Consider the following 26,217-nt stretch of genomic DNA (forward strand, 5'->3'; position numbering starts at 1 on the left):
GCATTTATTACAAATAAAACTATTATCCTTACAACACTGTAAGTCTCTTGTCATCCAATTCGATAGTTGCAATCACTATATTTCTTTATACTAAAAGTAAGAAATGAAACAAAAAACAAGGAGAGATGAGATATGAAAAAAGTGATGGAAGTTGTAGTAGCAGTGGCAGAGGTTTTCGTAAATGGTAAACAAGTTGCAATGGAGTTAAACAAATAATGAAAAGGACAATATTCTTTCTAGACCCTTTACTCATATAAAATAGATAAGAATTCATCATTTCTTTGATCCCTTATCTCCTTATAAAGAAAGCCGTATCCCTCATAAGGATACGGCTTTCTCTTATTTTTGATTCGTACGAGCTGAAATACTAATTGCTCTATCTGTTGTTTTTGCAGCTTCATCTAACGCTTCTTTACTATTTTTCCCGTCATACATTGCTTCTAATGCTTTTACGACTGCATCTCTTGATTCTGGGAATACACTAATTAATGCACCTTGAGTTGCTGGAGATTGCTTCGTTGCTTGTAATTGCTCTACCGTTACTTTTAACTGCGGATACTTTTCATACTGCTCTTTTACTAACGGCTCATTATATGCATCTGGATTAATTGAGAAATATCCTGTTGCAGTATGCCATTTTGCTTGTACATCTGGCTTCGTTAAATATTTCATAAAGTCCCAAGCACCTTGCTGCGTTTCTTCTGAAACCATATTCGTCATCCATAATGATGCACCGCCAATAACAACACCATTTTGTTTCGAATCTTCTGGATACGGAATATACGAAACGCCTACATTAAACTTAGATGCATCAATTAAATCACGAACACCAGCTGAAGAATCTAAATACATAGCAACTTGTCCAGACTGAAACGCAGCACGAATATCATCCCAACTTGCTCCATACTTTCCAAGTGCACCAGCTTTATTTAGTTCATCTAACATTCCAAATACTTTCTGTCCTTCTTTACCGTTAAATACCGCTTTCTTTGCAGCATCTTTACGGCCGTTTTCGTTGTCTACATATAAAGCACCTTGTGTCGCTAACAATTCTTCAAAGAACCAACCATAATTCAGCATTGAAAATCCATACTGTTTTACATTTCCACCTTCTTTAATCGTTAACTTTTTCGCCGCTTCTTTTAATTCTGCATATGTTTTCGGAGCTTTCTCTGGATCTAATCCAGCCTTTGCGAAAGCATCTTTATTATAAATTAATACTGGTGTAGATGAATTAAACGGCATAGAATACATTTTTTCATCAACTGAATAATAGTTTGTAATTGCTTTTTCTAATTTTGATGTATCGTACTTATCTTTTTTAATCCAGCTATCGATAGGCGTAATCTTTTTGCTATCAATCATATACTTCGTTGTAATTTCACTCGATTGAACAAGAGCTGGCGCTTCTTTCGTTGCAGACATCGTTTTAAATTTCGTTAAAGACTCTTCGTATGTTCCTTGGAACTCTGCCTTTATCTCGTATTTATTCTGCGACTTATTATAGTCTGCAACAAGCCCATCTAGTACACCTTGTGTTTTTCCACCCATTGCATGCCAGAAACGGATTACAGTTTTATCACCATTCTTTTCAACAGGAGCTACTTTTGTCTGTGCTTCAGGTTTCCCCTCTGTTTTACTATTTGAACAAGCTGCGCCGGTTAATGCCATTGTGGCTGCCATTAAAAGAGCAGCACTTTTTTTCAATAAACTCATCTCAATCCCACCTTTTCCTATGTATGCTTATTTAATTGCACCTTTTGTTAATCCTTTTTGTAATTGCTTTTGCCCTAAAAATAATAAAATCAATGTTGGAATGACGATAACCGTAACACCGGCCATTACACTGCCCCAATCAGTTGCAACTTCTTGAGATTGAAGCTGCTTTACACCAATTTGAACCGTTCTTACTTTTTCATCAGTGGTTACTAAAAGCGGCCACAAATACATATTCCACGTTGTTAAAAAGCTATATACTCCAAGAGTAATAAAACTCGTTTTACAATACGGCATTACTACGCTGAATAAAAACCTTACATTTCCAATACCTTCAATAAAAGCAGCTTCTTTCAGTTCATTCGGAAGCGTCATAAAATGTTGACGTAGTAAGAAAATACCGAAAGCTGTTGCAAAAAACGGCACCGTCATCCCAGCAAAACTATTAATCCATCCGAAGTTTTGAATCGTTAAAAAGTTCGGTACCATCGTTGCTTCCCACGGAATAAGCATTGTTGAAATAAACAAGAAGAAAATTAAGTTTCTACCTTTAAACTGAAGAAAAACAAAAGCATAAGCTGCTAAACTGGATACGATAAGTTGTCCAAGCATAACAACTGTCGATACAATTAAACTGTTATATAAGTATGTAAAAAGAGGTACTTTTTGAAAAATATTAATGAAATTATCAAAAGTAAATTGAGTTGGAAATAACCTTCTCATTTGAATATCGTCTGGTGTCATAAAGCTTATTAAAAACGCATACAGTACAGGAAAAAACACCATTACTGCACTAATAATGAGCAGCATGTATAATAGGAAATTTTGTTTCCACTGTTTAACGATCATTTATAATGCACCTTTCTCTCAGCAAACTTAAATTGAAGTAATGTAGCAATGAAAATGAAAATAAATAATACCATAGCTTGTGCACTTGCTGTTCCAAATTGATGATTCACAAATGCCTCTTTATAAATTGAATACACAATTAAATTCGTTGCATCATTCGGTCCACCGTGCGTTAAAATATCAATTTGTCCAAAGCTTTGGAACGCACTAATTAACGTTACTGTCACGATAAAGAATAAAGTTGGTGATAGCATCGGTAATGTGACGCGGCGAAGCTTATATAAATAACTAGCACCATCTATAGATGCACTCTCATATAAAGACGTATCAATATTTTGTAAACCACCTAATATAACTAAAAATGCAAATCCTGTATTCACCCAAACCGTTGTAACCGATACAGAAAACAGTGCCCATTCTGGACTCGTTAACCATGCGATTGCAGGAAGATTCATAGAGGCTAATATATTATTAAATAACCCTACACTTGGATGAAATAAAAATAGCCAAATCACTGCACTAGCAGCTACTGATATTCCCATCGTTGAAGAAAACAGTACTCGGAATAACCCGATCCCTCTTACTTTTTCATTTGCAATTAATGCAAGAAATAAGGCGAATACAATGCTAGTAGGCACTGTATATAAAACAAATAATAAAGTTGACTTTATACTTTTGTAGAAAGCAGGATCCGAAAATAAATATTGATAATTTTCTAAGCCAACGAAAAGATTAGCTTCTCCGTGTATATCTGTTAAATAAAAGCTATAGTAGATCGTCCTAAACAATGGATAGAAAAGAAAAATTGAAAATAACAAAATAGATGGCGCCAAAAACAATAATCCTATTCTTAAATCTTTCGTTCTGCCCCATAAACTCTTCTTTTTTGACACTGTTGTTTGAACTGGTAACTTACCTACTTCAATCATTATTTCGCCACCACTTTCAACTCTTCTTCAGCTACCACTTTTAATCTTTCATTCGTATTTTGGTGAAAGAAGCATAGTTTTTCTTGCGAGAATAATAATTTTACTTTGTCACCTTTATTCAGGAGTAACTGTCCGATGACTTTCGCACTCCAAGTTGTTCCATTTACCGCAAAGTTTAATATAGATTCATTCCCTAATACTTCTACAGATTGCAGCGTAACTTCTTGTCCTTCCTCAGACAATGCAATATGCTCAGGACGCATGCCGATTCGAATTATTCCTTCTGGTAATTGCTTTAACTGTCCAATAGATAATGGAATTTGCAATTGCCCTATATGTAATATGCCTTTTTCTTTATCCACTTCCCCATCATTTATATTCATAGAAGGAGAACCTATAAAACTTGCAACAAATTCGTTTGCTGGTTCGTTATATATATCAAGCGGTGTTCCAACTTGTTGTATAGTTCCTTTATTTAAAACCATAATACGATCTCCCATAGTCATTGCTTCTATTTGATCGTGAGTAACGTAAATCATCGTAATTCCTAATCGTTGCTGAATTTCTCTAATTTCAATCCTCATCTGTGCACGTAATTTCGCATCTAAATTCGAAAGTGGTTCATCCATTAAACAAATCGGTGCTTGACTGACGATGGCCCTAGCAAGTGCAACACGCTGTCTTTGCCCACCTGATAGTTGCCCAGGCTTCATTTTGACATATTCCTTCAACCCTACCATCTCAACAGCTTCCATCAATCGTTTTTGTCGTTCTTCTTTCTGTACTTTTCTTACCTTAAGTCCAAATAAAATATTTTCTTCTACAGATAAATGTGGGTATAACGCATAATTTTGAAATACCATTGATAGATTACGGTCTTTCGGCTCTAAATCATTTGCAACATGTTCATTAATAATTAAATCTCCCGAAGAAATTTCTTCTAAACCAGCCAGCATTCGTAATAATGTACTTTTTCCACATCCTGAAGGTCCAACTAAAACAAAAAATTCTCCTCTTTTAATATGAACTGATACGTCTTTAACTGCTGTCTCTTCCGCATTTTTATATACCTTTGAAACATTTTTCAATTCAATCACAAGGTTGCACTCCTTTTTTCTTCTTGTATCCACACTTCATAATGACTCGTTGAAATTGCACTTGCTCCTGCACGAATTGCGATTTCTGCATCCTCTCGCGTTTGAATCAGCCCACCTGCAATAATAGGGAATTTTATTTCCTCCGCTAGCTGTTTAATAATAGAAGGCATAATGCCAGGCATAATCTCTACTGCATTCGGTTTAGTCGTTTTACAATTTTCAATTGATTTTGTAAGAGATAAAGTATCAACAATAAAAATGCGTTGAATCGTTTTCAATCCAATTTTATTGGCATTTCGAATTGTCGATCCCTTTGTCGAAATAATACCTTGTGCTCCGATAACATCTTGAATATATAAAAGTGCTTCCTCTGTGTTCGTATTTAAGCCTTGTATAAAATCACAATGAAGAAATACATCGTGTCCATGTTTCTGTAGTTCATATACACGCTCTGGTAACTCCAGCATTGAACCAGTCATAAGAAAAACTGTTTTCGGTAATTTTTTGTATGTTTTGTACCCTTTCCAATCCTTTATCATCGCAATATAAGGTTCTTTAAACATTTATTCCACCTAGCTTTTCTATTTTTATCCAAACTAAAAACACCTACTTACATAGAACACCTTTCTCCTTATTTGAACTCTAGGGAATAGAGCACACTTAAGAAAGCGGCACGTTATATGTAAGCGGGTGTTCTCAAATGTTCTCTACCCTAGTTATTTTGTTACCTTTACTATATTACGCATTTATTAAGTCAGTTTTGATAAATTGTTAATTAGATGTTAATCGAATGTTAATATTCACCATATCACTTTTACAATAATCTAGATATACGAATAAACTCCAACAGCAAACAACTGTGTTTAAAATTTAAGTGATATGCAAATTCATTCCATAATTAATCAATTCTAGTTTTCTTGCCACTGCTTGCGAAGCAAAGTTATCCCAAGAAGTACTATAAAGCGGAATGCGCTTTTCCTCTTGTATTGATAGTGCCCAGGCTGTAACGACATCAGCACCATATCCATTCCCTTGAAACTCCACTAAAGTTTCCACACTTGCCTCAGCAGCTACGGGCGTACTTCTGGCACTGCAACATATAGAAACTACCTTTTCATTTTTTACAATTGCAAAATAAGGTTGCCTCCATTCCATCTGTTCTATTAGATTAGAAAAATTTTCTCGCAAAAGCTCTTTATTCTTCTCTGTTATTTGTATTGTTCTAGTTGGCTTATGTAAATTATTAGGGAACATGAAAGCAGGACCCACCCAAATATTCTCCACCGTTCTCTCTTCATTTAATACTTTAATGATCTTTGCTATCTCAATGTGATTTGAGCATTCTCGAATTAATTTCTCAATCTTACTTATCATTTCATCATGCAGTTTATAATGATACCTCGTTATATTCCCTTCACGAGTTCTGCTAAGAAAAAAACGTGGTGCTTTCAGATTTCCATTTTCATTTACACACTTTATTCTTCCTACTTGATTATGAACAAATAAAACTTCTGCCTGAATTGCTATTAACTCAAGTTCTGAAAATCGCATTTATACCCTCCTTAATTACTATTTGTAGCCTTCTCGATATAGCATCCATCCATTTTTTAAAAACAAAAATCCCATTTAAATACACATTACTGAATCCATCATACTAAAATGACTTCTTCATTCTGTCTATCTAAATGGGATTATTTCGTGCTTCTTATTTCTTCAGCTTGTTATTCCGCCAGTTGTGGTTGCGGCTGTACTACTTCATTCGCTCCAGCTATCCTCAACATATTCGCAATATCTTTAAAACCTCTTTTTTCAGCATATTGCAGCGGCGTAATATTTTCCTTATTGGCCATATTTACATCTGCCCCGTGGTCAATAAGCATTTGAATTACTTTCTTATGACTTTCACTACCATTTCCTAATACAATTGCTTCTAATAAAGCTGTTCCACCACGTTCATTCTTATAATTCACATCAATATCTGTATGCTCTAATAATTCTTTAACAACCTCTACATGGCCACGCTCAGATGCAGAAATAAGTGCTGTTCCACCTGACTTAGTCGTTTCCTTCGTATTAACTCCTGCATTAATTAATACTTTTACAATATCCGTATATCCTTCTCTACTTGCATAAAGAAATGGATTGCTTTGTTTTTCGTCTTGAATTTCAATATCAGCACCCGCATCAATTAATGCTTTAACTGTCTCTACATGATTTTGATACGTCGCTGCAAGGACAGGCGTTTCTCCGTTGTCACCTTCTACATTGATATTCGCTCCATCTTGGATCAGCTTCATAGCTGTTTCTGTGTCTCCAAGCGTCGCAGAAAGTAGCAACTGTTTGTCCATTAAATTTATACTTTTTTCTTCTTTAGATTCTTCCTGTTCTTTATGCTTCTCTTTTTTCTTTTCGTTTTTCACATGAACCGGTTTTGATTCTGGCTCTTCTTGCTTATCGCAAGCCACTACCGTCATTAAAAGTCCTAATAACATACATAATAAAATTTTTTGTTTTCTCACAACTACAGCTCCTATGAAAGATAATGTTTTCTTAACCATTCCTCCATCACATACAATAACTCTTCTTGAGTACATTTATCCATAAGCCCTTTAGATTCCTTCTTTAATCGGATTATCTTAAACTTATACTATGTTTCTCAACCTATTGGAATGATACGCCTGATGGCCTCATCATTAACATTATGAAGCAATTAGTTTAGCACGTTTTTACCGCATTTGTATACATTTCTAAAAAGTACATAAATGATTGCTTTAGGTTACTATATTCCATTGTAACCGTTCTTCTAAAATTTTTACACCTTTTCTATATTTGCACCTGAGTAATAATAGAAAAAGACAACTATATAGTTGTCTTTTTCTATTATTAATGATGCCCACCGTGATTCCCTGTTTTCGGTTTTCCCATCATCTCTTTATTCATTTCCCATTTATGCTCTGATAACTCTTTATACGAAAGAACTTTCCCCTTATAGTTAGATACAAAACTCTCTGCATCTTTTTTATTTTTAAATGAAATGACATTATAAGCCATCGGTGTCGTTATTGTTTTATCATATACGTAAGTAGCATCTTCCAACGAAACCCAATCTTTCGAATCATAATCTCGAACAAATTTTTCTTTCGTCTTTTCACCTGAATTGATCTCCATCCATTTATACATGCAACCAATATCATCAAACTTTAATGCTTTTCCATTTTCTAAAATAATTTCGGTTGCGAATTGATTATCGATTACCCCAATTTGGCAAATGTCACACTTATCATTTTTCTCATTAATCGCAACAGCTGTTAGTTCTTTTTTCCCACATCCTACTATCGTAAATATGAAACATAAACATATAGCAAGTACGACATATTTTACTTTCATCAATATTCCTCCCTAGAAACCGTATACTCCACGAAAAGAATACCAAAAGGTTGTGTGAGATTTGTGAAAAAACAATGTTCTTTTTGTAATATATGGAACAAAAAAGAGATGTGCAGTTACTTCTACACATCTCTCATCATTCACAACCAGTAATTAATAAATCATCTTCTAACTTAACTAATAATGTGTCCGTATCAATGTTTTGTCCAACTTCTACATTTACTAACCTTATATTCCCACTGATCCCTACCCCGATTTTCTCAAGCTCACCATCGTGCTTTCGAATCATCATTAATTTTTCCCATTCATATACGTAAGAGGATTCATTAATAAAAATCTCCTCTACTTTTCCTTTACACGAACTATAAATTTCTTCTATTCTTGTTTGCATTCAAAATCTACTCCCTACTTCACGCTTCGCTATTTCCATCTTATTCTACCATTCTTGCATACAGGCATTTATCTTTTTAAAAATTCAAAATTACCCTGTGAACAAAATGATCAAAATAAAGATTATGCTTCTAATGATGTTATTTTTCAAATTATTTACCATTCCAATTGAACCTTTTATTATAAACAAAAAACCTTTTATCTGAATTTTTATTTTATTTTGAAAGCGTAATCATTTTTTTGGAGGGGGAGATTACATGTTAGCATTACTCGGATTTACAATGGTATTTGTCTTTATGTTTTTGATTATGACGAAACGTATGTCTGCATTAGTAGCATTAATATTAGTTCCAATTATTTTCGCATTAATTGGTGGCTTTTATGCCAATATGGGCCCGATGATGTTAGAAGGAATTCAAAAGCTAGCACCTACTGGTATTATGCTTATGTTCGCCATTTTATATTTCGGAATTATGATTGATAGCGGTTTATTCGATCCTGTTATTAGTAAAATTTTAAAATTTGTAAAAGGTGATCCTTTAAAAATTGTTGTTGGTACAGCTATTCTTACTATTATCGTTTCATTAGATGGTGACGGAACAACAACATATATGATTACAGTTTCCGCAATGTATCCACTATATAAACGTCTTGGGATGAATCCACTTATATTAGCTGGGGTTGTTATGTTAGGGGCAGGTGTTACCAATCTTACACCTTGGGGTGGACCAACTGCTCGGGTTATGAGTGCTCTTGGACTTGATGCATCAGAGCTCTTCACACCACTTATACCAGGAATGATTGCTGGTGCAATTTGGGTAGTTTTCGTTGCCTACTATCTTGGAAAAAAAGAAAGGAAACGTTTAGGAATTATGGATGTCCAATATTTAAAACACATGCAAACAATGGATGAGCAAGCTGCGACAGTCGAAGCTGAAATACATAAACGCCCGAAACTGCTATGGATTAACTTTTTATTAACTGTTGCCCTACTCGTCTGTCTCATACTAGAAATCATGCCGTTACCTGTGTTATTTACAGTCGCTTTTGCTATTGCGGTGATGATTAATTATCCAAGCTTGGAACAACAAAAAGAACGTATTGCTTCTCACGCTGGAAACGTATTAGCGGTTGTTTCTCTCGTATTTGCCGCTGGAATTTTCACTGGTATTCTATCAGGGACAAAAATGGTAGATGCAATGGCTCAAAGTGTAGTGACTCTTATACCAGATGCTCTTGGACCACAACTACCAATTATTACAGCTCTTCTTAGTATGCCGTTCACATTTTTCATGTCCAATGATGCTTTTTACTTCGGTGTACTACCTATTTTAACAAAAGCTGCCGCTGCTTACGGAATTAGTGCAGCAGAAATGGGACGTGCTTCGTTACTCGGTCAACCTGTTCACTTACTGAGTCCCCTCGTTGCTTCCACTTATTTATTAGTCGGAATGGCCAAGGTTGATTTTGGTGAACACCAACGATTCACTTTACTTTGGGCTGTTGGAACGACAATGGTTATGTTGATTACTGGAATTGTAATTGGAATTATTCCAATATAAGATGAAACTAGAAAAAACAGTAGAGGAAATGTAATAATCCTCTACTGTTTTTATTGTTGTAAAAATCCCCTATGAAGAAACGCGGAAATACCTTCTTTCTGGCCTTCCCACACTTCCATATATAAGCTCCGCATGCACTTTCTTTCCAGAGATCAAATACTCTAAATAGCGCCTTGCAGTTGATCGGCTTACACCTACCATTGAACTTAGTATCTCTGCAGTAATTCCCTCTTCATTAATAGTTAGCATATGCTTTTTTATTTTTGCTAACGTTAAAGGGTCGATTCCTTTTGGCGCATATTCTATTGGATTTGCCTGTACCCCTCTTTGGGACCATAGATGTTCAATCTGTTCTGAAGATAATTGAGCATTTTTCTTTAACTTCGTAATCTTCTTTTGATAACTTTCTAAACTTGTTTTAAACCGATCAAATGTAAGTGGCTTTACGATATAATCTGTTACCCCGCCTCGTAAAGCATGCCGCACTACATCCGTCTCTGATGCGGCTGTGATCATAATAATATCTGTATCATGCAAATTATGCCTAATATATGTGACGAGTTCTGTCCCTTGCATGTCAGGTAAATATACATCTAATAAAACGAGTTGTGGCTTTACAAATTCTAACCATTCCTTCGCCTGTTCTCCAGTCGTTGCTGTTCCAATTACTTTAAACCCCTCAATTTTTTCCGTAAAACGACGATGAATTTCCGCAATCCGAATATCATCTTCTACAATTAATACTTCAATCCCCTCATTCATTACAATTCGCCTCTCTCTTTCGGTAATGCAATGATAAATAAAGCACCACCTAAATCCCCTTTTTCAATCGCAATACTCCCGTTTAAATCTTCTACTAACTCTTTCACTTTTGCTAATCCATACCCACGTTTTTCGCCCACTTTCGTCGAAAAACCTTTATAGAATATACTTGTAATTATTTCATCATGAACACCTTGTCCTGAATCTTCTACTTCAATTAATATTTCTTCCCCAATGTCTGTTACAAACATTCTTACTTTCTTATTATGCTCGTGATTTCTTTCAATTGCTTCAAATGCATTCGTAATCAAATTCCCTAAAATAGAAACAACGTAATTACTCTCAATATGCGGACTTAACTCTTCTAAACTACTTTCCCGATCTAACATAAAATCAATCTTCAACTCTCGCGCCCTATTATAAAATCCAATTAAAATCCCACCTAACCATGGATTTTGAATTCGTTTCATAATAAATTGAACGAACTCTTGATATACTGCCGTTTCCTTATGAATAAGCTCTAAAGCATCTTCATAAGACTCTAATTGAATAAGACCTGAAAGCGTATACAACAAATTGTTATATTCGTGTGTTTGCGCCCGTAATGCCTCTGTATATTGCCGTGTTTGAGATAATTCCGCTGTTAATTGATCCATTTCAGATTTCAAGCGCAAGCTGGATACTACACCAGTTACTTTATTATTAACTTTAATAGGTAGGCGATTGGCAATAACATCCTGCCCCTTTATATTTAATTGGCGATCAAATTGTTCTTCTCCGGTTTGAAGCACATCCAGTATCGATGAATTAGGAATAACATCTAAAATAAATTCTCCCATTATATTTTGTTGTTTATCTAAAGAAAGGATATCGTATGCCGCTTGATTTACTAAACTAACCATTCCATTTTTATCGATTACTACAATCCCTTCACGTACAGATTGAATAACTGTACTATGCTCCTCGTATAAAGATGAAATTTCTTCTGGCTCCATTCCAAACATCATCCGCTTAATACTTTTTGCTAAATATACAGAGCCCATTATCCCAATTAACAGACCTGTTATTGTAATCCAAAACACACGCTTTCCATACACTTCTATCGCTCCATGAATATCATCCATTGAAAAACCAACAGATACTACACCAATAATTTCATTATCCTGATTACGAATCGGTACTTTTCCACGTAGTGAAGGCCCTAATGATCCCGTTGCTTTCGAAACATAAGATTCCCCTTCTAATAGAACCCCTTCATTATCTCCGCCAACCATTCTCTCTCCTATTTTATCTCGCTTAGGATGCGCATAACGAATACCATCTTTATTTCCAACTACAATAAAATCAGCATCTGTTTCGATTCGAATTTTTTCTGCAATTGGCTGAATAATAGAAGCTGGATTTTCTTTTTGAAAAGCTTCCCCGATTTCCGGTATAGCAGCAACTGTTTTCGCAACATGCAGCGCTCTTTTTCCGATTTGGTCTTCTACTGTTTCAGATAATATGTAGTAAAATAAATAACTCGTTAACAGCAGTACAGCAAGAATAAGTGTACTAATAGTTAATGTAATTCTCGGTTGCAGTTTCAATTTCTTCAATTTCAAAATCATTCCCCTAACATGGCTAAAGATAGAATTTAAAGAAAATACAGTCTTTTCAATTATCACCTTTTATCATAACACGGTTACTATATATTTCTTTATCTTTATCTTCATAAAGTGAAACTTTAATCAGTGGGGGTTTTGTTCCTCCCCCACTGATTATTAGCCTTCACCAATCGGGCATCTACGGGCCGCCCGACTCCCACCTAACTTCTTTGCTCCAGCCGAATTATGAGGTGGGAGTTTTACTGCCCACAAATAGCGGGATAAAAAAAGAAACGAAGTAAAATTACTACCTCGTTTCTTAATGCTTGTTATTACACTTTAAATTTACCAATCATCTCTTGTAATTCTTCAGCCATTCGCGATAAGTGAACTGCTGCTGAATTTATTTCTTCTACTGAAGCTACTTGTTCTTCAGAGGAGCCAGCAATATTTTGAACGCTTGCTGCATTTTCTTCAATCGTTGCTGCAATTTCATTAATAGATGCACTTACTTGTTTTGTATCTATCGTCATTCGCTTCGCTACATCTACCATACTATCAATTTGTACAACTGTATCATTTGTAGATTTCAATATTTCTACAAAGCTTTGCTTCGCCTCATTTGCAACTACAAGCCCTGACTGTACCTCTGTCCCAACTTGATTCATAGAACTTACAGTTTCTTTTATATCAAATTGTATCTCTTTCACTAACTTTCCAATTTCCGTAGAAGACTGTCCCGATTGTTCCGCTAGTTTACGTACTTCATCTGCTACAATTGCAAAACCTCTTCCTTGCTCTCCAGCTCTTGCAGCCTCAATTGCAGCATTTAATGCTAATAAGTTTGTCTGCTGTGCAATATGTTGAATCACTTCTAGAATAGCTCCAATTTGCTTCGACTTATCATCTAATAAAGAAATGACTTCGTCTGACTGTGACACAGACTCATGAATTAATTGCATTTGATTCACAGTTTGTTCAACTAACTTTCCACCACCTTCAGCTTTTTGCTTCGTATACATAGATGCTGTGGACACTAATGAAGAGCTATCCGCAACACGCTGAATTCCTTCTGTAACTTCTTCTAACAAAGTCGCTCCTTCTTCAACTTCCCGCGTTTGTATTTCTGCCCCACTCGATACTTGTTCCATCGCCCTTGTAATTTGTTCCGTCGCTTCACTTGCTTGCTTCATACTAGCTGTTAATTCTTCCGAAGAAGCTGCTACATGACCAGCTGAAATATTAATATTTGAAATTACATCATGTAATGATGCCGCCATCTCATTAAAGCTTTCACCTAACTGACCAATTTCATCTCTTGAACGAACAGTAATTGACTCCGTTAAGTCACCTTCGCTAATTTTCCTCGCTGATATAACAAGTTGTTTTAACGGTTTAATAATAGATGCGATTATGAAGTAAATTACAATCCCACCAATTATTAATGAGATACCAATAACAGTTAATGTTTTATAGAAAATAGGTTCAGCCGCTTCAATTATTTCTTTTGAAGGCATAATTCCTGCTATTTTCCATCCGGTTTGCTTATTTGTTTTAAAAGTGATATTGCGATCCTCGCCATCTAATGAAAATTGAAAATCACCTGTTTCTTGTTTATACAGTTCCTTTTCAAGTTTCTCTTCTACCTTTTCCCCTGGCTTCAGCGTTGGATGTGCTACCACATTTTTATCCTGATCAAAAATTGCAACATACCCTTCTTTACCGATATTAACCATTTTTGAAGTATTTACAATATCATTAATAATTAAATCAATACCGATAACGCCACTTTTATCTTCATTTTGTTTTGCTATTGTAACAACAATATTTCCTGTCGTTTTTGATTTATATGGAGCTGTGATAATTACTTCACCACTTTTTTTCACTGCCTCTTTATACCAATCTCTTTCTGTAGGATTATACCCTTCTGGCATTTGAATTGCCGGTGATTGAATAAATTGCCCATTACTAGATCCAGTATATATTGCTTCCATTTCTGGATGTAATTTATTATATTCTTCTAATTTATTTTGCACGTTTTGAAGCTGATCTGCTTGATAACTCGCTCCAGTGAATAATTTTGTAAAATATGCTGCGTCTACTTTCTTACTATCTAACTCTTTATTAATTACATTATTTAAAACCTTCACGTTATCTTTTGCTGATTGCAAAATTGTCTCATTAAAATTTTTCTTCGCCTGCTGATAAGACGTCCAACCAATTACAATACTTGGAAAAATTAAAATAATAATAAATGATACAAGTAACTTTGTTTTTAAGCTTCTACTCCTTAATTTTCCTTGAAACATATTCCTACCCCTCCATACCGTTTTAAATGCAATTGTTTTACATTTAATCTCTTTATACAAATCATGCGATTTAAATGTATTGATGAGACCCTCTTTCTCTTTTCCCTCATCTTTCTCTACATTTAAAGTATTGTTACATACCTTTTTCATTCTATAGAATTTAAATAATTAAAACAATATATAAAAATGTACATTATTCGAAATATTACATTTCACGAAAGAACCTCTAGTATCCCATTTACTAGAGGTTCTTTTCATCTTGCTATTCTTTATCTTTGTTTATTTCTTTCTTCTCATCTTCTACTACAGATACGACAGGTTTATCGTTTGATAGTTGCTGCACGGCACCTTTTCCAGCGAATCCTTCTAGTAATTCTTTTAAATCAATACCAGAAGAGGCTTTTAAAGTTTCTTGCATTGTTGCCATTAAATCGGTCGCATACCCTGCAACTTTCCCGGCGCCGCTATTCTTTCCACCACCGCCTGTATCAACGACTGTAATTTTATCAATGTTGCTAAGCGGACTCGCAATTTCTTTCGCATAACTTGGAAGCATTTTAAGAACCATATCCATAATCGCGGCTTGCCCATATAATTCAAATGCTTCTGCAATTTTTTGTTTCGCTTCTGCTTCTGCTAAACCTTTTAACCTAATAACATCTGCTTCCGCTGTACCTTGCGCCTTTTGTACTTCTGCCTTTGCCTGACCTTGTGCTTTTTCAATTTCTGCTTTTGCTAAACCTTCTACACGAACTTCTTCTGCACGTGCTCTTGCTTCTGCTTCAATTTTATATTGATCCGCATCTGCTTTTTTCATTTGTTTTACTTTTTCCGCTTCAGCTGATTGTTCAACAGCATAGCGATCTGCATCTGCCTTTTTCTTTACTTCTGCATCGTATTGCTTTTCACGACGCGCAATCTCTTTTTCTTCTAACTCAATTTGCTTTTCACGCTCAATGATTTTAACTCGCATTTGCTCTTCTGTAACACCTTGTTGCGCTTTCGCTTGTTGTAATTCGTAAGAAAGATCTGCATCTGCACGAGCTTGTTCTTGGTCCCTCTTATAAGATTGTACTTTTAATTCCTTATGTTTTTCAGCTTCAGCGATTTGTGCATCACGTTGATATTCTGCTTCTTTTGCTTCTTTCTCAGCACGAGCTTTTTCAATTCGTGCCTCTTTTTCACGCTCTGCATTTGCAACTGTTGCATCACGCTTAACCATTGCAATTTGCGGCTGACCAAGTGCATCTAAGTAACCGTTTTTATCCATTATTTCTTTAATTGTAAAGGAAACGATGCGAAGTCCCATCTTCTTCAAATCAGTAGAAGCCACTTCATGCACCTTTTGTGCGAATTGCTCTCTATTACTATAAGCATCTTCTACTGTCATAGAAGATAAAATAGCACGTAGATGCCCTTCTAAAACTTCTTTTGCTTCTACTTTTAACTCTTCCGTTTCTTTTCCTAAATATTGTTCAGCTGCTGTAGAAACTTCTTCAATTGTCGATCCTACTTTAATAATAGAAACACCGTTTACTGTAATCGGTACACCTTGTTTCGTATACGTATCACGTGTTCCAACTTCTAATTTGTAGTTTAATAAGCTAAGAAGTTCTGCTCGTTGCATAATTGGAACAACGAAAGTACCACCACCGCGGATAATCTTAATCTTCTTTCCATCATCAGTGGTAACGACATTCTTTCCACCACCAAGCCAGTTCCCTGTTACAATTAATGCTTCGTCCGGGCCAACTGTACGATACTTCGTAATAAATACTAAAATGAGTAAAAGTAAAATTGCGAGTAAAACTCCACCGATAATTAATGGAATCGTCATGTAAATTCCCCCTTATAATTTTGGTTTTTTTAAAGAATAAGCAATGTTTTGTACAAGTAAAACACCATCTTGAACTCCCTCAATAATGACCTCGGTTCCTTGTGAAATATCTTTTTTCCCAATTGTTTTCGCTGGTATTGCATTACTTCCAAATTGAGATGAGATTAATACTTCACCAAACCCTTCTGTAGGAATTGTCGTAATGACTTCCCCCTTGCAACCAATGAATTCATCCATACGTTGCACAGTATTTTGTTCCGCTTCTGCAATTGGTTTTAAAATTAGTATTTTCATTATGAAAACACCGATAAAAGATATAGCAAATGAGGACCCGAAAATAACGAGACTATTATAAGAATATAAATATTCTCCTATATAACTAAATCCACATAACATTGCAAAAAAACTAAGTAATAAAGTTACAACGGATACAGATCCTCCACCAAAACTAAATATTGATTCAAATATATCTCCAAAGAAGATATAAATGACAGTAAGTATAGATGCAATTATGAATCCGTATAAATAAATTGTTTCAAGTGGATAACCAAACAAGACCATTTCTTATCCCCCTTTCTTAAACAATCCCTTTTTTGTTATGTGTATGCCCCACCTCTTTCAAAAAATATTAATCTTAATTTTCAGTTATTTACTTTTTAAAGAAAAACCTGTAAGACAGGTCTCTAAAAAAGAACAGGAGAAACCTATTGTGACAGGCTCCTCCTAGTAAATAACCGATATATTGTATATCTATATAATATACTATTTTCCACAAAAAGTAAAGTTAAACATACATTGGAAGAGTACTTATTTTACTGATAATGTGTATGTTCCATCACCATTATCATATTTATATACATACAAGTAATACTTACCTGGTTTTGCATTAAATTTTGCTTCTATATGATTTCCATTAGCTTGACCGTAAGCTGCGTAATTTTGCATATCTGATTCATGGTGAAGTACCCATGTCATCCCGATTCCATACTCATTTAAAACAGAAATATCGATATCTTTCGCTGATGCGACATTAAATGTATAAACATCGGTGTGATCCCCACCGATAAGGCTACCTTTTATAGTAGTGTTTAACCCAATACGATTTGCTTCTTCTGGACGATTATTTGGTTCTGATTCTGTTACACTTCCATCTTTAATTGTAACAGTTGTTTCGCTTCTACTCTCTTTTCCTTTATCATCTTTTACTACTAACGCCACTTTATAAGTTCCTTCTCTTTCATATGCATGTACTGGATTAACTTCTGTACTTGTACTTCCATCCCCGAAGTCCCATAAATAAGAAACGATTTTTCCATCTTCATCGTTTGACCCATCACTTTTGAATTGAATTCCTTCTTTTACAAGCCCGTTATAAGGTCCGTTTACATTAACCGTCGGAGCTTTATTTTCTCCGTCATCTTTTGCGATACCGTGGAAGACTACATCATATTCAAATTGATTAGAGCTATTCACACGGTAATTGACGAAATATGCTGTAACAGTTTTGTAGCCACTCCATTCTTTTTGCGTCAATTGTTCTAAAGCCTCATTTACTCTTTTACTCATTGCTTTCCAGTCTTCTGACTCACCTTTTGTTACACTACCTGTAAATGTGCCTTCTAATGTAAATGTATTAAAGAATTGAGATGTATGCTTTGTCATTTTTGTATCTTTCATAGACAACGTTTCACTAATTTCTTTCTTCACTTCTGTTAGTGCTTTTGGTGCATGTTCAGCTAAATAATCATCTGCTACTTCCGGCACATTGTACTTATCTTGATTATCAATTAGCTGCTGCATATACTCTTGATACTCTTGATTTAACTTAGAATCTTTACTTAAAGTCTCACGATACGTATCATAATTTCCCACATCATTCGCACGAATTAAATCTTGAATTTTATCAAACGTTTCAAATTGATGAGTATATAAGTAAGACTGCAATGCGAACGAGTAGTTATAGAAATCCCAAGAACCATATTTAGCAAATAGTGTACGCTCTGCTGTATAACGGCTTGCAGGATCAGATGATAATCCACTAATTATGCTCTTTCTTGGTACAACGTTATTTGTACGAGTAGATCCTGCGAAAAATTCTGCATTCCCTTCTTGGAACCAAGTTAATCTTTCATTTTGATACATATCTCCTCTTCCAAATAAACCGGGAACTTCATATCTCCCTTGAAGATAATGAGTAAACTCATGACGGAATAACTCTTCTAAACTATAAATACTTTGCTCTGGCGTACGCTCATATGTAAAGAATGTGCCTGTCTCTTCAATATAAATCCCACCGTTGTTTGTTTCATATCCGTACAGTTGTCTATTTAATTGATATTCATCTGGAGTGTTATAGATTACTATCGTTAATACATCGTCTGCATTACCTTGTTCTAAAGCCTTGTCATTTCCGATTACGCGGTGATATTGCGCTTTTACTTCCTTCGCAGCCCAATATAATCTCTTAATTTTTTCTTCTGAAACTTTATCCCCAGTTTTAAATACAATAGATCCATCGTCGAATGTATACGTTTTTGGTAAGTATTGCTCTTTTCCTTCCTTACGTATCTTCTCTAAATCTACCGTATTCCCGCTATAATCTTTCCCGTTATAGTTTGTTGTAATTTGTTCTACTGCAACAAAATACGGTTCACTTAAACGCGGGTACATATGCATTGCCTGTGTAACAACCTCTAATCCTTTATTTGGATTACTATGAAACTTACCTAAACGACTAGCAAAATAAATTCCATTATTAACGAGCCATTTATTTTCTGGCGTTACTTCATTTAGAAGAGCAATACGATTTATTTCATTAATAAACCCATCTACTTTTCCATACCACATCGTTTCATTCGCTTCTTTACGAGCCTCATTTAAGTAAGACTGTATATCATAATCAATGCCTTGCATCATATCGTATACAGCTTGTCCTTTCATACGATCGTCTACATATGCATTAAAATTATCATTATATTGTTTTAAAATATTCGATGCGTATTGCACCGTTTCAACATCACTTGATGCATTACTAATTAATTTTCCGTATGCAGATACGACTGTATCTTGCTCATTTGTTCCAAGCTTAAAGTTGGGATTTTTCGCAATAGCTTTTAACGCTGGTAAACATTTGTCCTGGAAGCTTCTTTCATTTAAGTCGCTTAATTCATTATTATAAAATGCAAGATAAAAAGCTGAACGTAACACTTCAGTAAACGTTTGAATTCCTTTTGAATCATCTTTCGTAAATGTACTACCTCTATGAGCTAATTCGTCTATAATTACTTGCATTTTTCCGTTATCTTTATAAAAGGCTTTTGCATCTTCATTAAACTGGAATAAGTCTGTAATTTGGTGCCACTTAATACTGCCTAACGTTTCAATTAATTCTTGATCATTCATTTTGTTTAAATCAGCCATTGAATAGCTTTCTTTAGCTTGCTTTACTGCCGAGTTCTTCGTAATAGATGCTGGTCGCTGTGAAAAATCTCCTACTTTTAAACGTTCTTGAAATGATAATGTTTCCTCGGCTTTAGAAGCGTGTCCGATCTCATCTACTGGTTTTTCAATTCCAACTGGTTTCGAATGCAATACATTATACGGTACCTTTTCTTCTGCTGATACATTCGTTTGAATTGCTCCGAGCGATAGCGCCATTGTACTAATACTAAGCATAACTTTATTAATCTTTGATTTCTTGTTCATATCCTTGTCCCCCTATTTAAATATTCCATCCAAGAATTTAACATAAAATCCAGATACAAAAATATAAAATGCAATATTTCATATTATTTCTTCCTACATTTTGTACATATCGTGAACGCCCTTGCCTTTATCTAACCTCCAATGATTATGAATCTATAGCGATTAAACTGTCCTTTTACACACGATAAAAAAACGAATTTTTTGACAATTAAACCTTTAATTGTTATGATTAATATAATTGTTAACTTTATTAAATAAAGGTGGGATTCTATGATAAAAAAAGAGAACAGTGTATTCTATATCTCCATCTTGCTAACAACATTATTCATCATATGGGGAATTACCCCGGCAAGTTGGATACAAGGCTATGATTTACAAAGCGTTACATCTTCTTTAAACTCATTCATTCTCAATAAATTTGGATGGTTTTACTCTCTACTTATGACCTCAATGCTTATTTTAGCTACTTATTTAGCGTTTTCTAAGTATGGATCCATTCGTCTTAGTAAAGATGGAGAAAAACCAAAGTATAGTTATCCATCTTGGCTATCCATGTTGTTTGGGGCAGGAATGGGAATTGGACTCCTCTTTTACGGAATTACTGAACCGATTTCACATTTTACAGATCCATTAACAGGAAAAGCAGGCACAGAAGAAAGCGCCAAGCTCGCTATGCAATATTCATTTTTCCACTGGGGACTCTTTCCGTGGTCACTATACGCGATGGTTGCTTTAACAATTGCATATTTCACGTTCCGCAAACAAAAAGGTAGCACAATTGGTGCTACAGTTACTCCATTATTTAATCGATCGAAAAATTCTCCTATCGGAAAAACAGTCGATATTTTAGCTGTTTTAGCCACAGTATTCGGTATTGTGCCATCTGTTGGGATCGGTGCTCAACAAATCGCCGGAGGATTAAGCTATTTATTCCCTTCTATTCATAACACTTTACTTACACAGCTCGTACTTATCGCCATCTTCGCTGTTTTATATTTAACAAGTGCACAAACTGGCTTAGATCGTGGGATTAAATATTTGAGTAACTTAAATTTCTCTCTTGCAGGTATTTTACTCGTCTCCTTTTTACTTTTAGGACCAACTGTATTTATTATGAAATATTTCACATCTACACTCGGTTCTTATATTGGGGCTTTACCTAGTATGGGATTAAATTTAGGAGCATTTAATGAAAAATCTTCTTCTTGGATTGAAAACTGGACTATTTTTTATTGGGGATGGTGGATCTCTTGGTCTCCATTCGTTGGCACATTCATCGCCCGTATTTCTAAAGGGCGCACAATAAGAGAATTTATTTTTGGAGTTGTATTAGTTCCAACTCTTATCTGTACATTTTGGTTTGCAGTATTTGGCGGTACCGCTATCCATATGGAAATGTTCCAATCGCTTGGAATAGCTGATGAAATCGCAAAAAATGGTACAGAGATTGGATTATTTGCTGTTATTTCACACCTACCATTCTCTACATTTTTAACAATTATCGGGTTAATTTTAGTAGCCACATTTTTCGTTACTTCTGCCGACTCGGCAACATTTGTTGTTTCAATGCAAACGAGTAACGGAAGCTTATCACCGAAAAACAGTTTAAAACTTATATGGGGATTAACAATCGCGATAATTGCAGCTATTTTATTACAAGCAGGAGGACTAAATGCACTACAAATTGCAGCTATAATCGCAGCTCTACCATTTTCTATCGTAGTCGTCCTTATGGTTACTTCGCTCTTTAAAGAGCTGAGAAAGGAAGATGTTAATTCGCAAACAAAAGAAGTTCCGCAAAAGATAAAAAAGGTTATGTAACAATTAGCACCTCTTCTAAATGGGGGTATTCGCTCCTCAGATTAGTCCTGAATCCGTTATTACTGAGAGCGGCAAAGTAAATTAAATAAAACCCATTCGTATGAAATATAATTTTCATACGAATGGGTTTTTACTCTATTATATAGTGCTGTAAACATGCTTTCTCCTCAAAACCTACTTTCTTGTACAACTTCATCGCACGAACATTATTCGTATTCAAACATAGTTCTATCTCTCTCATCCCTTGAAAGGAGAAAATATACTGAATTGCACCTTGTAATAACCGCTCTCCAACACCTTTTCTTCTACTATTTTCAGTGGTTGCAATAAATTCTATATTCGCTTCTTGAAACTCCGGATTTACTTCAATATATACATAACCTTCTAACTTATCATTCTTCATACTTACAAATAATTTATTCGTATCACTTAAACGTTTGATAATTTCATTTCCTTCATAATATGTATTAGGGAAAACATTATTTTGTAAAGTAATAAACTGCTCAAATACTTTTGGTAAAGCTTCTTCTACATTACATATAATACGTTGTCCCGCAATATTATTTAAAATGAGAATACTATGTCGATCTTGTTCTTTAGCATGTAAATCCTTCATTAAGCGGGCACAATTATTATTTTCCACATGATAAAAACCATAAAATTTCTCAATATGAAAAGGCACCTTTTCTATAAGTTCCTTCCACATATGTAAAGCAACTTCTTCCCAATTCTCTGCAATAATAAAAGGCCCCCATATTTCTGCACATTTTTTTACTTCATCCACATCAAATCCTAATACACCTATTATTTTATTATTTTCATAAGTAATAACAAAAGATTGTTCCCAGCCTATATCAGAAAAATCATGGGTAATTGTCTGTAATAACTCCTCTTTCTCATCTCCACAATAACCAACATGATGCGTAGCATCTTTATTTACAGTTGCAATAAATGATGCCACTTCTTCGATTTTCAAAATAGAACTAACATGCATAACCTCTCCTCCTTCTCTAATACATTTACACTTTCCTCATTTATATCCTTCTAAAAAAAGACATCATCATAAGCATATTTCAAAATGAAATCGCCATGATAATGTCTTCTCAAAAACTCATATAATCAATTTACATTATAATAAGATAAAACGTTTTTATTTCTTAAATAATCTCTTTCTAAATACAAACATACTCAGTGCTGAAAGAACTAATGCTACGCCTGAAAGTAACGTTGATGTATTCGCTTGTCCACCTGTTGCTCCTAGCGACTTCTTACTTTCTTCTTGTTTATTAACAACTGGTTTATTTTCTTTCATGCTTTGATTCTCTACTACTTTTTCTGTCACAACCTGATTATTCACGTTTTGTTCTTGAACTACTGTGGCTTGATTTATTTCTTCTTTCGATTTTTCAATTTCTCGTGCTACTTCTTTTTCTTTCGCCCCTTCAACTTCTGTTGTTGGCTCTTTCAATTCTTCTTGCGAGCCTTCAGCTTCTTTTGCTGGTTCTTTTACTTCTTCTTTCGGTCCTTCAACTTCTTTTGTTGGTTCTTTTACTTCTTCTTTCGGTCCTTCAGCTTCTGTTGTCGATTCTTTTACTTCTTCTTTCGCTCCTTCAACTTCTTTCGCCGGTTCTTTCACTTCTTCTTTTGTACCTGCAACTTCTTTCGCCGGCCCTTTTACTTCTTCTTTTGTTTCTTCAACTTCTTTTACCGGCTCTTTTACTTCTTCTTTTGTTTCTTCAATTTCTTTTACCGGCTCTTTTACTTCTTCTTTTGTTTCTTCAATTTCTTTTATCGGCTCTTTTACTTCTTCCTTTATTTCTTCAACTTCTTTTGTTGGTTCTGTCACTTCTTCTTTTTCAACTATATTCTGGATTACTGTTCCGTTAAAGCTTATACTAGTTTCATCCGAATCTAAATCAAATTTATATACCTTTTCACCTGGAGTACTCCATTTCATTACTCCGTTATTAAACGTTCCACCCTCACTTGTTAGTTTAATATTCTCAATAGTTTCTCCTTCTAAGTCATATACCGGAACTTGAATTTCTTCATTTACTTTCGCTTCATTTAAAATGATGTTTTGTCTTCCGACATCAATTGAAAACCATTGACCTAATTGTATTAACGGCCTTACATCACGAATCTCATTTCCATCTAACTTTAAACTTAGTAGGTCTAACATTGAACCAAGAACTGATACATCTTTAATATGATTATCCGCAAGGTTTAACCACTGTAAATTTTCCAGTGAAGATAACAGCGTTATATCTTCAATTTTATTATGAGATACATTCACGTCTTTCAATTGTTTCAAGTTTGAAATGAACTCAATATTTTTCAACCCTACTCCTTCTAAAGTGAGGTTTTCTAAGTTCGTCATGTATTCTAAACCAGTTAGATCTTTTATCTCTTTTTCTTTTTCTTTTTCTTTAAGTATCTCTAATGTTTTAATCTGTAATAAATCTTCTTTTGTTATAGCGGCATTTAGATTCTCTCTACCAAAATTCTTTTTATTAATATGTTGTTGTAAATTTTTATCAAGAATTACATTTTTACTTTCTGTTTGTTTTTCAACTATACTTTGTATAACCGTCCCATTAAATCTTATTTTACTTTCAGCAGAATTCGTATCTAGTTTAAATTCATATATTTTTTCTCCAGGACTATTCCATTTTATAAACCCGTTATTCAGAGTAGCCTCTTCACTTTTCACATTAATATTTTGAAGTGTTTCTCCTTTAAGATTGTATATTGGAATTTTTATTTCTTCATCCACGCTTGCTTCATCTAAAAAGATTTTTTGTCTTTGAATATCGATATACATTCTTTTTCCTAATTCTTGAACAGGTCTAACATCACGAATTTCATTCGAACCCAGCTTTAAATCATATAAACCTGTTAATTGACTAAGTGGTGTTATATCTGAAATATAGTTTTCCTCTAAATTAAGTGATTGTACAGTAGATAATCTTAATAAAGGTTCGATGTTTTTTAATTCATTTTTAGAAAGGTCTAACTCCACTAACTTTTTCATTGAGGTAATATGCTCGATATTAGTAAGTCCATTATTACTTAAAGATAAATTTTTCACATTTTTCAATTGCTCAATCCCAGCGAGATTAACATTACTAATTTGATTATTTGCTACAGTCAAAGTCCTTAAAGTCGTTACTGTAAATAATGGTTTAATATCTTTTATATAATTGCTGTTTAAATCTAACATTTTAATCTTCTTCATTTGACTCAATGGACTTAAATCTGAAATTTTATTGTTTCTCAAACTTAAAATTTCAACATGCTCTAACTCAGCCAAAGGTCCAATATCTTCGAGTTCACCATACGTTATACTTAATGATTTTAATTGTCTCAACTTCGAGATAAACTGTATATTTTCTAACTTAACTTCTTCTAACGTTAAGTTTTCTAAGTTCGTCATATATTCTAGACCGCTTACGTCTTTTATTCCTTTACTTTTTGCCTCAACGACTATTAAAGATTTAACTTTTAATAAATCTTCCTTAGTTATTGGCGTATTTAGATTCTCTCTATTCAAGTTATATTTATTAATATGCATTTGCAATTGCTTATCTACTATTACATTTGCACTTTCATCTTGTTGATCCACTTTATCCTCTTTATTTTCCTTTTGTTCTTCTGGAACATTGCCTTCTAAACTCAATGTATTTACTTCAAATTGCACTTGATACTTATTATCATAGGCCATTGTTGGAATATAAATATGCATTTGCATATTATACCTCTTTCCTAATTCCCCTACTTCAAACTGAATCACTTTCGTTCCATTTTTCTTTTTATCTTCTGATATTACTTTTACATCATGAAACACACCAGGAGTATGAATATCTTCTGTTTTCAAGTATTTGAAGAAATCACTATCACTTAACGTTGCCGTTACAATTTTCTTCCCATTCTCAATTGTTAATTTCGGATTTTTTATATAAACAGCTGCCATAGACTCTTCATTCGTTTTATCTTTATACGCTTTAATAACAGCATCATATGTACCATCTTCTAAAGCATATCCCGTTTTATTAGCCTCAATTGCTACCGCTGCTAAAGCAGGTGTTGAATACGCAGCAAACGGTAGCGATAACGCCGCAGCGATAATCATCGCATTTATATGTTTTCTTTTAGTTTTTTTCAACTTTACATCTCCTCCAAAATATATAAATCGAAATGTAATCATTTCTCGAATAAATGATAATGATTTTCATTATCATTGTCAACTAAAAAAATAAAAAGTTTA

The 26,217-nt window shown here is 34.3% G+C and carries 19 protein-coding genes and 1 pseudogene; 2 read left to right on the forward strand and 18 right to left on the reverse strand.

The genetic code is table 11. The features are described 5' to 3' along the window. Positions 1–339: 339 nt before the first annotated feature. The 9 genes from I6L50_RS01920 to I6L50_RS01960 form a co-directional block, all read right to left on the reverse strand. Complete coding sequence (locus tag I6L50_RS01920) at positions 340–1,716, reverse strand: ABC transporter substrate-binding protein (protein WP_219300287.1); 1,377 nt, start codon at positions 1,714–1,716, stop codon at positions 340–342. 27 nt (positions 1,717–1,743) lie between these two features. After that, positions 1,744–2,565: a carbohydrate ABC transporter permease gene (locus I6L50_RS01925; protein ID WP_113937864.1), complete on the reverse strand. Its 822-nt coding sequence runs from the start codon at positions 2,563–2,565 to the stop codon at positions 1,744–1,746. Next, on the reverse strand, positions 2,562–3,494 hold the full coding sequence (locus I6L50_RS01930; protein WP_113937863.1) for a carbohydrate ABC transporter permease: 933 nt from the start codon (positions 3,492–3,494) through the stop codon (positions 2,562–2,564). The genes I6L50_RS01925 and I6L50_RS01930 overlap by 4 nt, the downstream gene beginning before the upstream one ends. Next, a complete protein-coding gene (locus tag I6L50_RS01935) occupies positions 3,494–4,591 on the reverse strand; it encodes an ABC transporter ATP-binding protein (RefSeq protein WP_219300289.1) in 1,098 nt (365 codons plus the stop codon). Before I6L50_RS01935 ends, I6L50_RS01930 begins: the two co-directional genes overlap by 1 nt. Continuing rightward, a complete protein-coding gene (locus I6L50_RS01940) occupies positions 4,588–5,154 on the reverse strand; it encodes a glycerol-3-phosphate responsive antiterminator (RefSeq protein WP_002010401.1) in 567 nt (188 codons plus the stop codon). The genes I6L50_RS01935 and I6L50_RS01940 overlap by 4 nt, the downstream gene beginning before the upstream one ends. A gap of 307 nt (positions 5,155–5,461) precedes the next feature. Further along, positions 5,462–6,142, reverse strand: a complete 681-nt coding sequence (locus I6L50_RS01945; protein ID WP_219300291.1) for a GNAT family N-acetyltransferase — start codon at positions 6,140–6,142, stop codon at positions 5,462–5,464. A 170-nt stretch (positions 6,143–6,312) separates the two neighbouring features. Continuing rightward, on the reverse strand, positions 6,313–7,185 hold the full coding sequence (locus tag I6L50_RS01950; protein WP_002029673.1) for an ankyrin repeat domain-containing protein: 873 nt from the start codon (positions 7,183–7,185) through the stop codon (positions 6,313–6,315). 289 nt (positions 7,186–7,474) lie between these two features. Beyond that, on the reverse strand, positions 7,475–7,978 hold the full coding sequence (locus tag I6L50_RS01955) for a nitrous oxide reductase accessory protein NosL (protein ID WP_044444442.1): 504 nt from the start codon (positions 7,976–7,978) through the stop codon (positions 7,475–7,477). 136 nt (positions 7,979–8,114) lie between these two features. Next, on the reverse strand, positions 8,115–8,369 hold the full coding sequence (locus I6L50_RS01960; RefSeq protein WP_113937859.1) for a hypothetical protein: 255 nt from the start codon (positions 8,367–8,369) through the stop codon (positions 8,115–8,117). Positions 8,370–8,625: 256 nt separating this feature from the next. Here I6L50_RS01960 and I6L50_RS01965 point away from each other — a divergent pair, with 256 nt between their 5' ends. Continuing rightward, positions 8,626–9,930 (forward strand): CitMHS family transporter, encoded by a 1,305-nt coding sequence (locus tag I6L50_RS01965; protein WP_113937858.1) that lies wholly within the window; start codon positions 8,626–8,628, stop codon positions 9,928–9,930. Positions 9,931–9,999: 69 nt separating this feature from the next. Here I6L50_RS01965 and I6L50_RS01970 read toward each other — a convergent pair whose 3' ends face one another. The 7 genes and pseudogenes from I6L50_RS01970 to colA form a co-directional block, all read right to left on the reverse strand. Further along, entirely contained in the window at positions 10,000–10,692 is a 693-nt protein-coding gene (locus I6L50_RS01970) for a response regulator (protein ID WP_044444439.1), read from the reverse strand. Further along, positions 10,692–12,302, reverse strand: a complete 1,611-nt coding sequence (locus I6L50_RS01975; protein ID WP_219300293.1) for an ATP-binding protein — start codon at positions 12,300–12,302, stop codon at positions 10,692–10,694. Before I6L50_RS01975 ends, I6L50_RS01970 begins: the two co-directional genes overlap by 1 nt. Positions 12,303–12,610: 308 nt before the next feature. After that, the gene (locus I6L50_RS35785; protein WP_374108364.1) at positions 12,611–13,558 is read right to left on the reverse strand and encodes a methyl-accepting chemotaxis protein; all 948 of its coding nucleotides are present in this window, start codon (positions 13,556–13,558) and stop codon (positions 12,611–12,613) included. Beyond that, positions 13,550–14,737: pseudogene (locus tag I6L50_RS35790) on the reverse strand (HAMP domain-containing protein); the annotation flags it as partial. The gene I6L50_RS35785 and the pseudogene I6L50_RS35790, both read right to left, overlap by 9 nt. 112 nt (positions 14,738–14,849) lie before the next feature. Continuing rightward, a complete protein-coding gene (locus I6L50_RS01985) occupies positions 14,850–16,424 on the reverse strand; it encodes a flotillin lipid rafts scaffold protein FloT (protein WP_044444436.1) in 1,575 nt (524 codons plus the stop codon). Between the two features lie 12 nt (positions 16,425–16,436). Further along, positions 16,437–16,985: an NfeD family protein gene (locus I6L50_RS01990; protein WP_219300297.1), complete on the reverse strand. Its 549-nt coding sequence runs from the start codon at positions 16,983–16,985 to the stop codon at positions 16,437–16,439. A gap of 246 nt (positions 16,986–17,231) precedes the next feature. Continuing rightward, entirely contained in the window at positions 17,232–20,129 is a 2,898-nt protein-coding gene (gene colA / locus I6L50_RS01995; RefSeq protein ID WP_219300299.1) for a collagenase ColA, read from the reverse strand. A 270-nt stretch (positions 20,130–20,399) separates the two neighbouring features. Here colA and opuD point away from each other — a divergent pair, with 270 nt between their 5' ends. After that, a complete protein-coding gene (gene opuD, locus I6L50_RS02000) occupies positions 20,400–21,950 on the forward strand; it encodes a glycine betaine transporter OpuD (RefSeq protein ID WP_219300301.1) in 1,551 nt (516 codons plus the stop codon). A gap of 130 nt (positions 21,951–22,080) precedes the next feature. Here opuD and I6L50_RS02005 read toward each other — a convergent pair whose 3' ends face one another. Both I6L50_RS02005 and I6L50_RS02010 read right to left on the reverse strand, forming a co-directional pair. Continuing rightward, positions 22,081–22,944, reverse strand: coding sequence for a GNAT family N-acetyltransferase (locus I6L50_RS02005; protein WP_219300303.1), 864 nt, complete (start codon positions 22,942–22,944; stop codon positions 22,081–22,083). A 156-nt stretch (positions 22,945–23,100) separates the two neighbouring features. Next, positions 23,101–26,115 (reverse strand): leucine-rich repeat domain-containing protein, encoded by a 3,015-nt coding sequence (locus I6L50_RS02010; protein ID WP_219300305.1) that lies wholly within the window; start codon positions 26,113–26,115, stop codon positions 23,101–23,103. Positions 26,116–26,217 lie beyond the last annotated feature (102 nt).

It is taken from the genome of Bacillus sp. FDAARGOS_1420 (assembly GCF_019344915.1).
GTDB classification, from domain to species: Bacteria; Bacillota; Bacilli; order Bacillales; family Bacillaceae_G; genus Bacillus_A; species Bacillus_A mycoides.

What these genes read in the sequence shown, in the direction of transcription:
- I6L50_RS01920 (WP_219300287.1), bottom strand. Translation starts at nt 1,716, where the DNA reads ATGAGTTTATTGAAAAAAAGTGCTGCTCTTTTAATGGCAGCCACAATG.
- I6L50_RS01925 (WP_113937864.1), bottom strand. Translation starts at nt 2,565, where the DNA reads ATGATCGTTAAACAGTGGAAACAAAATTTCCTATTATACATGCTGCTC.
- I6L50_RS01930 (WP_113937863.1), bottom strand. Translation starts at nt 3,494, where the DNA reads ATGATTGAAGTAGGTAAGTTACCAGTTCAAACAACAGTGTCAAAAAAG.
- I6L50_RS01940 (WP_002010401.1), bottom strand. Translation starts at nt 5,154, where the DNA reads ATGTTTAAAGAACCTTATATTGCGATGATAAAGGATTGGAAAGGGTAC.
- I6L50_RS01945 (WP_219300291.1), bottom strand. Translation starts at nt 6,142, where the DNA reads ATGCGATTTTCAGAACTTGAGTTAATAGCAATTCAGGCAGAAGTTTTA.
- I6L50_RS01950 (WP_002029673.1), bottom strand. Translation starts at nt 7,185, where the DNA reads ATGTACTCAAGAAGAGTTATTGTATGTGATGGAGGAATGGTTAAGAAA.
- I6L50_RS01955 (WP_044444442.1), bottom strand. Translation starts at nt 7,978, where the DNA reads ATGAAAGTAAAATATGTCGTACTTGCTATATGTTTATGTTTCATATTT.
- I6L50_RS01960 (WP_113937859.1), bottom strand. Translation starts at nt 8,369, where the DNA reads ATGCAAACAAGAATAGAAGAAATTTATAGTTCGTGTAAAGGAAAAGTA.
- I6L50_RS01965 (WP_113937858.1), top strand. Translation starts at nt 8,626, where the DNA reads ATGTTAGCATTACTCGGATTTACAATGGTATTTGTCTTTATGTTTTTG.
- I6L50_RS01970 (WP_044444439.1), bottom strand. Translation starts at nt 10,692, where the DNA reads ATGAATGAGGGGATTGAAGTATTAATTGTAGAAGATGATATTCGGATT.
- I6L50_RS01975 (WP_219300293.1), bottom strand. Translation starts at nt 12,302, where the DNA reads ATGATTTTGAAATTGAAGAAATTGAAACTGCAACCGAGAATTACATTA.
- I6L50_RS35785 (WP_374108364.1), bottom strand. Translation starts at nt 13,558, where the DNA reads ATGGCGGCATCATTACATGATGTAATTTCAAATATTAATATTTCAGCT.
- I6L50_RS01985 (WP_044444436.1), bottom strand. Translation starts at nt 16,424, where the DNA reads ATGACGATTCCATTAATTATCGGTGGAGTTTTACTCGCAATTTTACTT.
- I6L50_RS01990 (WP_219300297.1), bottom strand. Translation starts at nt 16,985, where the DNA reads ATGGTCTTGTTTGGTTATCCACTTGAAACAATTTATTTATACGGATTC.
- colA (WP_219300299.1), bottom strand. Translation starts at nt 20,129, where the DNA reads ATGAACAAGAAATCAAAGATTAATAAAGTTATGCTTAGTATTAGTACA.
- opuD (WP_219300301.1), top strand. Translation starts at nt 20,400, where the DNA reads ATGATAAAAAAAGAGAACAGTGTATTCTATATCTCCATCTTGCTAACA.
- I6L50_RS02005 (WP_219300303.1), bottom strand. Translation starts at nt 22,944, where the DNA reads ATGCATGTTAGTTCTATTTTGAAAATCGAAGAAGTGGCATCATTTATT.